Origin of the sequence: Advenella sp. RU8 (assembly GCF_048381675.1) — a bacterium.
GTDB lineage: Bacteria > Pseudomonadota > Gammaproteobacteria > Burkholderiales > Burkholderiaceae_B > Advenella.
Window position 1 is genome coordinate 48,155 of record NZ_JBLWIS010000001.1, and the last position, 13,211, is coordinate 61,365.

Genomic DNA, 13,211 nt, shown 5'->3' on the forward strand with positions numbered 1-13,211 from the left:
CAAGATATATTATCTGATTACAAGCAATAATACGTTCATTAATCATATAGCTAGCTAAACTATTAATTATTTTTGCTTCTGACTTTGAAAGGGTTTTAAGAAATTCTAAATTTCGAATAGAATACTTGTTGGGTAATTTAACTTCTCATACTAAGACACTACCTCATAATCTTTGTAAATCTTCAACAGATATTTTTTCAGCATATTCTTGCCAAATAAACAGCGAGTCTTTATCAGGATCTAGTGGCGATAGACCTTGGATATCATTGGAAAGTTGTTCTTCTGAAAATAAAATAGCTTTTGATATATTAATTTTGGTTCGAGCAACTATGTAAGTAGAGGTTAGGTTTCCAGATTCGATTACATCATGTAGGGTTATTGTAGGTTCAATATGTACTATGTCTTTAGGAATATTCGTTTTTTCAGAATTTGTTATTAAAAAAGTACCATCTATTCTAAGTTGTTTTTTTTCGTTTAAGATATCTGCTGTGTTTTTATTGGTTTGTACAAGCATAAGAATTTCATTTCTCCTAACTTTATTTAATACACGTCTTTCTCTATTTTTTGCCATAGAAAAAGTAATGAACCCATACCTTTTTAAGTTAGAGTCTCCCATAATTTTATTATTAATTTTTCACCTGCTAAGTCTATATATTTTTCTGATTTTTTAACTTAATTTAAAAATGAATTATTCATTTACTAAATATAATAATTCTAAAATTATTTGGAAAGTTATTCAATTTAAATTAATTATTTGTTGATTTTAAATTTGGCTATCAATAAAATTACTTTTTTGTGTCAATAATAAATTCAATATATTGATGGCAAATTTTTTCTTTTGAATATTTCTCTCTAAAATTTAAATATTCTTTTTTCATTTTATTTATTAAATCCTTAGATTGCATTAGTTTAGATAGTTTTTTTACATATATTTCTTTTTCTTGTAAAGGAATTAAAAAACCATTTTCACCATCTTGAATAATATCAGCAGGGCCTGCAGAACAATCATAAGCAATACTAGCTAAGGGAAAAGCAACTGCTTCGCTTAATGCATTTGGAAAGCCTTCGGATATGGAAGTAAAAGCAAAAATGCTTCCAAGTGAAAAATAATAATCAATATTTTTTACAGCTCCAATCAGTCTAATTCTTTTTTCTTCTCCTAATAATTTAATTTTTTTTTCTAAAATTTCTCTTTCGGGACCTTCACCAAGTATTATTAATTCCCAATCTCTATTTTTATCAGCTTGTAAAAAAATATCAATTAATTCTGAGAAATTTTTACTAGGAATTAATCGGCCCATTGATATTATTACATTATTATATTTTTTCTCAAGTGAATCATCAATTGTACGTAATGGATTAGGTATTACTGTAATATTAGAATTATATTTCTTTTTTTTTGCTATATCCTTGGCTTGTTGGGTTTGAGAAATAAGTCCATTCGATAAAGGATAAAGGATTTTTTGAAAAAATCTTGTTTGTATGGGAAGTTTTTTTTGTGGGCTACTCCTGTCAGAAATAAAAACTTTACAACTAGATAATTTTGATCCAATTATTGATAAAGGATTGAAGACTTCACTGAATGATAAAACAGTATGAGGAGATTCTTTGCGAAGAGTTTTGACTAAATATTTAATCATTCTTATTTTTTCTAAAATGCCACCTTTATAGGGATTTTTAGGTGAAATAATATTGATGTTATTATTTAAAGGATATGCAACTTCATTTGATATTAAACAAATAATTGTAACTCTTAGTCCTATGTTATCAGCATGATTTGCAATAAGACTTAAAACTCTTTCCATTCCCCCCATTTGTAGTGATGGAGTAATTAAACATATTTTTTTTGAGACGTGTTTCATTTTAAAATAATTTTTTATTTTTTTGGAAGAAATTTATTAATAAATAAGAAGCAATGGTGCAGAATTAAAAGATAAATTATTGACTGTAATGGATATAATAACTGTCCTCTATTAATGGATAAAGCATCCATTAATAAACAAAGATAAATTAGTACATAAATCATATTAAATGAATTTGCTTTGATGAAAGATTTTGCAGAAAATCTACCAAATAAGAACATTATAATAAAAACACCATAAATACTAAAATTTACATAAATATCTGCTATAACTTCACTGCCTACACCCCATGTGGCATGATTTCCTAGGCTAATTATAGTAAAGAAGTTACTAGTTCCCCTGTACATGAGTGGTATGTCAAAGGTATTAACAACAATTCCAGCCAAAAAAGGAAATGCTCCAGCAATATTTACGAGGTATGTTGTGCCATATAAGTATGGATGCTTTTCAGGGACACTATCAAGAGCCATATATAAAATTCGATTTGAGCCTGCAAGTTCTCCAGTAATGTTGATACTGTCAGAATCAATCAACGAAGAATATCCTCTTTCAAATATATTTTGATTATTAAAAGTACTGCTATCTTTTCCACGCCCCATCCCTATAATTGTAAAAATTAAAGCTCCGGTAAGAATAAAAAATATTATTTTTTTTAAAGATATGGGTTTGATAAAAATTGCATAAGAACCAAAAAATAATATTAAAATTTTAAGGATAGGGCCTCTATCTCCAATTAATAAAAAAATTAAAATAAAAGATGAGACAATAATAAAAAATATGCGATTTGATAAAAAATCTTTAAAAATAGTATAGATTTTTGAGGATTGAGAAATTTCTTTAAAAAAATATATTATTCTTAAATATAATAAAGCATTAAGAATTAGAAAAATATACTTCGCCCCTTCCCCCCAACTCTCTCCACCATCATATATACCAGAAAATAAAACAGGACCTGCTGTAATTATAAAAAATATAAACGTTAATGTTAATAAAGAATCATGGACTAAATGATTTGTTTTTTTTTGAAAATTTATTTTTTGGGTTGTTTTATCATTTACCGTTTTATAGGAAGAGTAGCCCCACATCCATATTGTAATGCTTATTACGCTAAGCCAAGTAGAAAAATTAACTATGTTTTTGTTGATCCATATAAGTTCTGGTTTTTCTGGTTCAATGCCAAGCGATGCTAATGCTGGAATTTGTATGTGAACAATAGTAAATCCAATTAGAAATATAAAATCAAATCGCATCCAGTTTTTCGTTATTTTTTTATGACGAATAAAAAATAAAATTACTAATGTAAAATATATACATGTATAGACTAAGTTTAATGAGGGGCTGAATTCACCGATTATAGATGGTGTGAGAATTAATAATATTAAGATTGCACCCAAATAAAAAAGAGTGTTAAGCATATTTTATGATATGTTATTCAAAAAATTAAAAATAAATAAGAGTTAATATATTAAATTAGATTTAATATTATGATTTTTTATTTATTTAAAATTTTTTATTATTTAAATAATGATGGTTTCTAAGGGAAAGTTTAAAAATAAATAGTTTAGTTTTTCTTTAAGTTATTTATTAATTGCTCAATCATCCATTCTTGCGGAGTGAATGATTCCTCATGCCAGTTTAAGTGTTTATCCCAATAGCCAGGGCATTTGTCATAAGGTTTAACTGCAAATCCATAAGAAATTTCAACAATTAAAGGTAATCCATTTTTATCATGAATAAAGTCATAAGCTACTGATTGGGCATTTATTTTTTTATTGATATTAAAAGCTAAACTGACACAACGTTCATCTATACTCTGTCGATCAAATTCTATTGCTCCGCTACCTGATGCTCGAAAGTCATTTTCTCTGACTAATCGTTTAACAGCAAAGGCTTTATCTCCAATGATGATGATGCGTAAGTCAGATTTGTTGTTTGGTACAAAATCTTGGAAATATATATAGCCTCTTTCAGGCGCTTTTTTTCTTGAAAACTCTGTAGATATAAAAAATCTTACTAATCCTTTTAGTACATAAATAAAGGATTCTTTTTTTTCTTTAAATTTTCTATAACATTCACTTAATGCTGCAACACGATCATACTGAGAAAAACCTTTGCCAAAAGCTTTGTTGATTAATTTTAGTGCTTCATCTTTAGATTTGACCAAGCGTACATTTGATGCGCCAGCTCCACCTCTCAGTTTAAAAACTTTAGGATAGTTTGTTTTTTTGGCCCAGTTGGTGGCCTTTTCCTTGTCATAAAATACATAGCTGGGGACAAGTGGGGCATCTATAGCCTCAAGTAAATATTTTTGTGCTACTTTATCATCGAAATGCCATCCAGTTTTGAAGTCAGGAAACACTCTTATGCTTGCGTGTTCTAATGCAAAGAGAATTTTTTTAGCTACCATAGTATCTTTATTGATAGCATGGTTGTGGTGCCACATCAATACATTACAATCATGCAATTGTTGGATGATATCGTTATCAAATGCGTTGACTATTTTATAAGGGATTTTTTTCTTGTCACAATAAGAAATCCAGCGGTCAGAGAAGCTGCTGGGGCGATGATGTATAGCTATTTTTTTCATATGGATAACTCTTTTTGTTTTATTTTTCTTGCTTTAAGCATTACAGCTCCGCCTAACAGTATTCTGGTTAATGTAATAGTTATTGCGGCTCCAATAAAATCAAAATAGTGAATTAATGGAAACGATAAGATAAAACCTGCTGCTGAAACAATAATCGTAATATTTCTCAATGATTTTTCATATCCTTTAATAATCATATAGTTGGTGCCATATATGTTATTTAGAGATAAAAATACAATCGACAGGGATAATATTTGTAAAACTAATGCGGCCGGCTCGAATTCAGGAGTAAAAAACACATCAATTATCAATGGTGCTGCGAGACTTAAAGAAATAAAAAGTATGATAGCAAGACTCATTTGAACCCTGATATATAAATCATGCTTATTTATTTTTCTAGATAAGAACGGAAAAAATACTCTGGATATCACCATCAAAAATTGCTGGCCAATCTCTACAAATTTTCTTCCTGCGTCTAACATACCATTTGATATGCTTCCACCATAAAACCCCAGCAACACAGTAGAGAAGCTGTTGTAAAGATTCGGCATTATGTTATTGATAAAAATATCTGTACTGTTTTTGGTAGTGAGCATAATTTGTCGCCATTGCGGAGCATGAATTTTCACTTGCCATTTCACTATAATGATATACATGGAAAAAAAACCACATGTCAGATAGCCCAAGCTCATAAGTATGGGCTGTAGAATAAAGTCTTCTTTTTTATTAATGAATATAAACACCATCGCTGTGAACAGTGCTTTTGATAGCAAGTTGAAGATGGTAATGTATTTCATTCGTTCCATGGCCTGAAAAAACCAGTCAGGAAACATGATGTGACCGGGAATCAAGAGGAAGGTAACGAGAAGAATCGCCTGGTTTTCCTGAAAATAGGGTACAGTTGTTATTAGTATCAATAACAGGCTAAACGAAATTGCCATAAGAAGTGCTCTCGCCCAAAGCACATTGGAGAATATTTTAGATACTTTTTCTGGATTTTCTCTATTCTGGGCAACATCCCGGGTGGCAGTATAGTTGAATCCCCAGTCAGTAATTGTCTGAAACCAGACGATCACTGCTCCAGCGAACGCTATTTTACCAAATCCTTCTACACCTATTACTCGGGCAAGATAGGGTATGGTTAGCAAAGGGAAAACATAGCCAGTAATTTGCAACAGCATCATATAGCCGAAATTGCTGACTAATGTTCTGCTGTCTTTGCTTTTACTGACACGGACTTGCAATGCCTTTATTTTTTTTAGCATGTATTTTTAAAAGCCGTAAGTGGGCATTGCCTTGATATCCCGTACCTATTAAGCCTCAGAACCATACTCATAATTCGAATATTTGTAGTACCCATACTTCGAACCATAACGGCGATTCTTCGCTACCATATCGTTAAATATCACGCCCTTAACCTGTCCACCCGCCTGGCGTATGCGCTTGGTAGATTCATCTATTTCACCCAGGGTGGTTTCATTGGCTCGTGCCAGCAGGAAGGTGGCGCCTGCGTGGGGTGCCAGTGTCATGGCATCAGACACGGCCAGTACTGGGGGGCTGTCTACCAGTATCAGATCATAATGTTTGGCTAGTTGCTGTAGCTTTTCTATCGCTTGGGCAGACAGCAGTAATTCTGAAGGATTGGGGGGCAGTACGCCGGTGCTCATGAAGTCTACGTTGGGTAGTACATTTTTATGAATGGCTTGTTCTGCGCTAATGGAACCGCTAATGAATTCACTGGTGCCGTTGTTACGATGCTTGCCAAAGTATTGGTTAATATAGCCTTTACGCAGGTCGGCATCTATCAGCAATATTTTTTTGTTGGCTGAGCCCAGTACCGCTGCAAAGTTTACGCTAATGAATGATTTCCCAATACTGGGGGTAGGGCCGGTAATTAAAACAATGTTGTTTGCTGCTTCCAGCATGGCAAACTGTAATGCGGTGCGCAGGCTGCGCAGGCTTTCTACAGCCGGGTCTTGCGGGGCTACATAGGCCAGTACATGGTTACCAGGTGTTTTGTCATGTGCTTGCTGGTATTGTGCCAGTTGTTGCTGTGAACGGGGTACGGTGGCAAATACATGCATGCCCAGGTTGCTTTCAATTTCATTGGCTTCTTTAATACCTGGGTGCAGCATACTGCGTGCAATGGCAACACCCGTGCCCAGCATTAGTCCAAGTAAAACGCCTAGCGCCAATACCAGTACTTTTTTGGGCTTAATGGGGTTGTTAGGTGTTACTGCATCGTCAATCACCCGTACATTACCCACTTTGCCTTCTTTCACCAAACGTAGTTGCTGGGCGCTGTTTAGCAGGTTTACATACATTTCACTGTTCACTTTTACGTTGCGGGTAAGGGTAAGCAGCTGTTGTTCCAGTTCCGGCATTTTTTTTACGCTGCTGGTAACTTTGGCAATTTCCTTGTTAAGCGCGGCTATTTGCTGGTCGATGGCTTTAATGCTGGGGTGGGCGGCGGTAAACTGGGGGGTTAGTTCACGCCTTTTTTGTTGCAGCTCCAGCAGCTTCAGTTGCAGGTTAACGCTGGTGTCTAAAGAGGCCTTGCCTTCTGCACCCAGGTCAAAGGTGCCTTTTTTGTCGCGGAATTCAGTGTACTGGCTTTCAGATTCCTGCATTTGCTGGCGCAGTTCAGGTAGGAAGGCATCCAGAAAACTTAAGGATTTGTCGGCTTCAGCGGCTTTGCGGTCTATGTTCTGTTTTACATAAACGTTGCCCAGGGTGTTCAGGATTTCGGTAATTAAACGGCGGTCTGGGCCTTCTAGCGTAACGGCTAGCATGCCAGATTGTTTGCCTTTTTCGCTTACCTGCAAGTCTCTTTGCAATTGCGCAATTTTTGCCTGGCGAGAGGTGCTGATTACGGTAAAACGGGCACCAGGCCTGGCTTGCAGGCTGGCAATGTTAACGCGGCCAGGCTCACCGTTATATAGGAATTCGTGGGTTTGGTCGGTTGGGCCGCTTACCAGTAAATCATTGTTTTCGGTGTACAGGTCGTAGCCGGTTTCAGTGGCCACCAGTTTCAGTTCTGTACCCAGCAGTTCATTGGGTACGTCCAGTTGGCTTAAGCGGATGCTTTCGGTACCCGATACATACCCCCCAAAACCAAAAATGCCGGGGTTTGAAAGTTCTGTGGCCCGTTTGGCCAGCCATTGGCCAATAATGGGAATGTAATCGGGGGTGGCGCTGTTGTTCAGTTGCAGTCGGTCTACGGTTTCACCCACCACCATGCGTGAACGCAGTATTTCAATTTCAGCCGCTACGGGGGAGCCGGCATCAAACAGCAGGGCCAGTTCGCCCATGGCGGGGTTGGTATTGCCCTGGTTTTGTTCTACCTGAATCAGGGTGTTGGCCTGGTAGATGGGGGTGCTGAACATGGCGTAGGCAATGGCCAGCAGGGTGCAAACGCAGGTAATGGCAACAATCAGCCATTTGGCATCTAAAATGGTGTCAAGAATGGCCAGTAAATCTATTTCGTCGTTATCTTTTTGTGGGTTTAAAGACGAAGAAGGGTTTTGCTGTGGTACGGTCATGAAATGCTTGGTTTAGATAAGTGTAAGGGTGAAACAGGAGTGGTGGAAAACCCTGCTTAACTGATTTGTTTGATCAGGTTGGCCCAGTGGCTGACGCCTTGTGCAATAAGCTGGTGTGAGGTTTCAAACGCAGTGCGGTCTTTTCGGTAGGGGTCGGCAATTTCGGTTTTTTGGCTGGGGCTGGTGTGGCCCAGGCAATGTACTTTGCCACGGGTAAACGGGTATTTTTGTTCCAGCTCTTGTTTGTGGGCGGTTTCCATCACCAGAATCAAGTCTGCCTGGGTGCACATGTAGCTGCTGATTTGCTGGGCACGGTGGGCGGAAATGTCCAGCCCGTGTTCCAAGGCAATTTCCTGGGCGGTTTTGTCTGCCGCATGTCCGCTTAGGGCGGCCAGGCCGGCCGACCAGATGTTTTTTTCGGGCAGGGCGGCCTTTAGCAGTGCTTCAGCCACCGGGCTGCGGCAGATGTTGCCAATACAAACGGTTAATATATTGTTCATTACTGCCGGGTTTAGTTGGTGGCGTTTACCGTGGAAACAACGGCACCATAGCTGGGCAGAATGTTGCTGATGACACGGTTCCAGCGTACCACGCGGGCGGGGTCTACATAGACCATGTCTTGCGGTTTCAGCTGGAAGCCGCTGGCCAGGATAAGGGCGGTGGGCGAGTTGGCGTTCAGGTGGAAAATTTCAGCCTGTTCCTGTTTGCCTTTGCGAATCACGTAAATTTGGCCGGGGTTACTACTAATAGAGGTCCCCCCTTTTTCACCCAATGCCTGGGCCAGGGTAAGCTGGCCGTCGTTCATGAGCAGTGCTTCTGGTTTTAATACTTCACCCATCATGAATACTTTCGCGATGTCGCGGTTGTTAACCCGCAGCATGTCACCGTTTTTAAGCATGATGCGGTTGGGGTTAATGCCCTGTGCGGTTAGTTGTGCCAGGTTGATGACGGTTTCTTTGCCATTGCGAATGAGCACAATGGAAGAGCGGTCTGCCTTTTCGGTAAGTCCGCCTGCACGGTTAAGGGCTTCGGGCAGGGTCATGGGAATGTCGTTCAGGTTTTGCAGGCCGGGTTTGTTGACTTCACCATCAAGGTAAACACGGCTGTTGCGGTATGAACGGATTTGGACGGTAAGTTGCGGATCTGTAATGTAGGTGGACAGGGTTTTGGTTAGTTTGTCGCGAATTTGCAGTTCTGTCAGGCCAGATACTTTGACTGCACCGGCAAACGGGAACTGGATACGGCCATCGGCACTAACGTTATAGCCGGTGCCGACGTTGCCGCCTTCAGTACTGGCAGCGGCGGTGGCGCCAGCCAGGGAAAGTTCGGGGTGATCCCACACAATAATGTTCAGGATGTCACCAGGGCCTACGGTGTAGGCGGTAGGATTGCCAAACAGGTGGTTGACATTGCTAATAACTGGCTGGTTCAGGGCTTGCTGATTAATAAGTGCTGCGTCTATGGTTATTAAGGCACCGGCGGGTGCTTCACCGTCTTTTAGTTGTTCGTTGTTGTCCAGTTCGTTCTGGACTGAACCGGGGCCCCCCATGTACATGCCAGGCGCCATGGCGCAGGCGGAAAGGGCAGCGGAAGTAACGGCTAAAAGTAAGGTTGTTTTTATACGCATAGGTCAGTTTCTTCGATTAATGGATTATATGGGCAATTTGGGCATTGGGTTTTATTGTAAGGGGCGACCAAACTGGGTATGAAGCGAAATTATAGGCCTTTTATGTACCTGTTTGTGCAATTGCATAATTTGCAGGCAGGCTACCGCAATGTTTTCATGTGTTTTTTTGAAAACATTGGCTTGGATTCTGATTTTTATGTTGCGGGGCAATAAAGGGCTAACCCTGTATCTTGTATAAGACGGGGGTTAGTTTAGGTGATAAATGCAAAGAAATGACATGTTTCATATTGAATTTTGATTTTTTTGTTGTTTTATTGCGGTTTTTGTTTATATAAATGTCAAGTTGTTTTGATTTTTATCATTGCATTGGGGTTTTGTTATTTTTTAGCCACATTTTTAATGTTGTGCTTGATTGAAATGTTGTTGAAATATTTAATAAAAACAGCGGATTATGTGTTTTTTAGATGATTTTTTATATTACTTTAAATAATGTCAAGCTGATTCGGTTCAAGCTTAATGGTTTTGGGTTTGCCCAAGATGTTCAACAATACAACAACCCGTTTGGATGAGGCCGTTTGCACCAGTCCTTCCAGCCCTTGAAGGGGGGTGTTGTGGTTAAGCGTGACTTTGGTGCCCGGTTTCAGGGGACTGATGTCGTTGAAGCTGGCCTGGTTACGGTGTTGTTCAAATTCCTGGATGGCGGCAATAAGGTCGGCAGGCATGGTGGCCAGTTCCACGCCAAAGCGCACCAGTGTAACAATGCCGCGCGTGTGCTGGGCTTTGTTAATGGCCTGTTCCTGGCGGGGTTGCTGCAGGAAGAGATAGCGCGGGAACATGGGTTCGTGCACGACCTGTATTTCCTGGTTAAGGGCGTTTTTAGCCGGTTTTTTAAGTATTTTGTAGCGCGGCAGGTAGGCGTTGAAGTCTTGCTGTAAAAGCTGGCTTAAGGCAAATTCTTCTTGCCGTGGTTTGGTGTAGGCAACGTACCATGGGAAACGGGCGGTTTTGTGTTCTGGTTGCACCGGTTGTGTGGTGGTGTTTTCTGGAACAGGGTGTTTGGATTGTCTCATAGGCTCGCTGTTGTTGTCTGCTTGGGGGTAGTGTAGCAATATCTGGAAGAGGATGGTAGGCATTACCACGCGGAGCGTGGGAGCCAGGGAGTAAATTAACAGCGGTAAAGCGCTTGTTGCTTGTTTGAAATTTATTCTAATGCTATATTAACGGGCTGATTGCGTGTCCCTGTAGTTCAATGGATAGAACAGGTTCCTCCTAAGAATCAGATCCAGGTTCGATTCCTGGTGGGGACGCCATCATTATAATTATAATAAAGACTGTTTTTTGCATCTGTTAATGCGTATGCATTCCCACGCGGAGCGTGGGAATGAGCCGGTTGCTGGTGCAACCTGATCTGGCTACACGATTATTTTCCCCAGCCTGCGTTGCCGTGCAATATTCAGCAAGTATTGGTCGGGTATGTCCTGGCAATCAACATCAATACAGCTTTTTGAACCCGCTGCGTCTGTATCGTCACCATAGATAACGCGCTTGTTTTCGGCCACTCCGGCCAGTATTTGTTGGGCTGACTGCTGGGGCGTTTGGCAGTTTTCCGGTGCTGCGCCTTTCCAGATGGCGGTGGCCGTGGTGCCCGGCGTTGCCGAGCAGATTTTGATGTTGTCGTCCCAGAATTCGGCCCGCAGGGAAAGCGTCAGGGCGTTTAAGGCGGCTTTGGTGGCGGCGTACATTGATTGGTAGGGCATGGGGTAGAAGGCAATGCCGGAAATGATGTTAACGATTTGACCGCTGCCTTGTTTTTGCATGATCGGGATGGCATAACGGCATCCATACAGTGCGCCATAAAAATTCAGTGCAAAGGCGTTTTCCCAATCCTCATTACTTTGGACCTTGAAACCGAGCTTGTCCATTTCCTGCGCCTGGGAGGGTTGCACGAAATACCCGGATAGGCCGGTACCTGCGTTGTTGATGAGCAGGTCAATTTCCCCACCGAACCATTCCGCTGCACTTTCGATTAGGGCTTTGACATGATGCTCTTGGGTCACGTCACAAAGTATGCCTTTGACGTTGCCTGGATACTGCTGTTGCAACCTGCTAGTGTGTTTTTTCAGGTTTTCTTGGTGAAAATCAGCCAGTACTACTTGCTTGGCGCCAGCGTGCAGGACTTCTTCAACCAGTGCCAGACCAATACCCGAGGCCGCACCGGTAACGATGATTGTTTTTCCCTTGAAGTAGTCGTTGTAGGGTTTCATTTTGCTTCATCCTTCCTTAACGGTTTAAATTTTGCAAGGCATACGGAGCCCACTTTTTATATGTGCCCATGCAGAAAGGCATTACGAAATGCCCAAGGTTTGTGGGTTGGTTTTATCCAGCTTCATCAAGAGGCTTAGCAAATATAACAGCACCAGGCCATTGGTGGCCAGAATGAAGCCAAGCAGCAGGCCCGGCATTAAATTGGAAAAGAACATGGTGGCCCCAAACAGGATAGATAGCAGATTCATGGCTAGCTGCGCTAAAAAAACCTTTTTCAAGATAATCGCTTCGGGTTGGTGGGCAAGTGGTGGTATATTTTGTGGCGGTTGATTTTTATAAGTAAGCACACTTTTTCCTAAACCAAGGAAACCGCCCGCCATGTTCAGCGCACCAACCAAAACGGTCAGGAAGGGCACCATGAGGTTGGGAATCATGCAGGAAATAATACCAAGCACCGCAAACATCACCCCCAACGCAATGACCAGCCATGAGCGCTGAAAGGGCCCGATTGGCGTGTTTCCTGAAGCCAGCATTTGAATGGAAAATAACATCATCAGCAGGCCAAGCTGCGCGCTGCCAGAAAAGGGCAATATGTCCAGATTCACCGGAATCAGCAGCAATCCCAACAAAACCATGAACAGCCCCATCAGTAGCATCATCGCTTGTTCGGTTGATAGCGCAGCATTTCCTTGCGCGGGTTTTGCGGAGGCTGGATAGATGTGATGAATTTTCTTTAACACGCCGGCAAGATACACGATTGATGCGCCAAAAAGCATGATTACGATTGAGTTGGCGGGTGCTTGTATTAATTCTTCCTGCCAGATCATTGCGCCGATGAGGATCGACAAAGCGTAAACTATGGTACAGGCAAGTATTAACTGCCAGAAAATTCCCCCATATTGTTTCCAGGCCCGGTATTTATTGCTGGAAACAATCATCTGCAAAAACAAGACCAGGCCTCCGGCACCAAAACAGAAGGTTAACAGGACGCGCTGGATATCGTTCAAGATGTTGGGAACAAAACTGCTTGTGATACCCACAGCGGCGATGAATAGTCCGATACCAAGCATGGTTTTTGAGCGCAGAAAATCCCCGATGGGGGATTTTCCGAGCATGATCATTTGCAAAGCAAACAGAATCAGAAACAGGCCATATAAACCATTTTTGTAATAAGGAATGGCCCCGAGGGATATGGGAAACAACAATAAACCCGACACCAGCACAGCGGTTCCTGACACTAGCAGGATAACGACTTCTAGTGACAGGTCGGGTTTTTCCAATATCTTTTTTATCTGCATTGCAGTGGTCCGCCAAGATTAAAGGCTGCC

11 protein-coding genes and 1 tRNA gene are annotated in these 13,211 nt (G+C 40.7%); 1 reads left to right on the forward strand and 11 read right to left on the reverse strand.

Annotated features, from left to right (window positions below):
- Positions 1–163: 163 nt before the first annotated feature.
- The 9 genes from ACM5Q9_RS00235 to ACM5Q9_RS00275 form a co-directional block, all read right to left on the reverse strand.
- Positions 164–514, reverse strand: a complete 351-nt coding sequence (locus ACM5Q9_RS00235) for a hypothetical protein (protein WP_418142731.1) — start codon at positions 512–514, stop codon at positions 164–166.
- Between the two features lie 271 nt (positions 515–785).
- A complete protein-coding gene (locus ACM5Q9_RS00240; RefSeq protein WP_418142732.1) occupies positions 786–1,862 on the reverse strand; it encodes a glycosyltransferase in 1,077 nt (358 codons plus the stop codon).
- A 14-nt stretch (positions 1,863–1,876) separates the two neighbouring features.
- Positions 1,877–3,277 (reverse strand): O-antigen polymerase, encoded by a 1,401-nt coding sequence (locus ACM5Q9_RS00245; protein ID WP_418142733.1) that lies wholly within the window; start codon positions 3,275–3,277, stop codon positions 1,877–1,879.
- A 146-nt stretch (positions 3,278–3,423) separates the two neighbouring features.
- Entirely contained in the window at positions 3,424–4,449 is a 1,026-nt protein-coding gene (locus tag ACM5Q9_RS00250; protein WP_418142734.1) for an ATP-grasp domain-containing protein, read from the reverse strand.
- Positions 4,446–5,714 (reverse strand): flippase, encoded by a 1,269-nt coding sequence (locus ACM5Q9_RS00255; RefSeq protein ID WP_418142735.1) that lies wholly within the window; start codon positions 5,712–5,714, stop codon positions 4,446–4,448. Before ACM5Q9_RS00255 ends, ACM5Q9_RS00250 begins: the two co-directional genes overlap by 4 nt.
- 48 nt (positions 5,715–5,762) lie before the next feature.
- A complete protein-coding gene (locus ACM5Q9_RS00260) occupies positions 5,763–7,991 on the reverse strand; it encodes a polysaccharide biosynthesis tyrosine autokinase (protein ID WP_418142736.1) in 2,229 nt (742 codons plus the stop codon).
- 56 nt (positions 7,992–8,047) lie between these two features.
- Entirely contained in the window at positions 8,048–8,491 is a 444-nt protein-coding gene (locus ACM5Q9_RS00265; protein ID WP_418142737.1) for a low molecular weight protein-tyrosine-phosphatase, read from the reverse strand.
- 11 nt (positions 8,492–8,502) lie between these two features.
- The gene (locus ACM5Q9_RS00270; protein ID WP_418142738.1) at positions 8,503–9,618 is read right to left on the reverse strand and encodes a polysaccharide biosynthesis/export family protein; all 1,116 of its coding nucleotides are present in this window, start codon (positions 9,616–9,618) and stop codon (positions 8,503–8,505) included.
- Positions 9,619–10,100: 482 nt separating this feature from the next.
- Positions 10,101–10,688, reverse strand: a complete 588-nt coding sequence (locus ACM5Q9_RS00275) for a transcription termination/antitermination NusG family protein (RefSeq protein WP_418142739.1) — start codon at positions 10,686–10,688, stop codon at positions 10,101–10,103.
- 165 nt (positions 10,689–10,853) lie between these two features.
- Here ACM5Q9_RS00275 and ACM5Q9_RS00280 point away from each other — a divergent pair.
- Positions 10,854–10,928: transfer RNA gene (locus ACM5Q9_RS00280), tRNA-Arg, on the forward strand.
- A gap of 102 nt (positions 10,929–11,030) precedes the next feature.
- On the opposite strand, the gene ACM5Q9_RS00285 is transcribed toward ACM5Q9_RS00280, so the two are convergent.
- Together ACM5Q9_RS00285 and ACM5Q9_RS00290 are read right to left on the reverse strand one after the other, a co-directional pair.
- Positions 11,031–11,882: an SDR family NAD(P)-dependent oxidoreductase gene (locus ACM5Q9_RS00285; RefSeq protein WP_418142740.1), complete on the reverse strand. Its 852-nt coding sequence runs from the start codon at positions 11,880–11,882 to the stop codon at positions 11,031–11,033.
- Positions 11,883–11,963: 81 nt separating this feature from the next.
- Complete coding sequence (locus ACM5Q9_RS00290; protein ID WP_418142741.1) at positions 11,964–13,181, reverse strand: hypothetical protein; 1,218 nt, start codon at positions 13,179–13,181, stop codon at positions 11,964–11,966.
- Between the last annotated feature and the right edge of the window lie 30 nt (positions 13,182–13,211).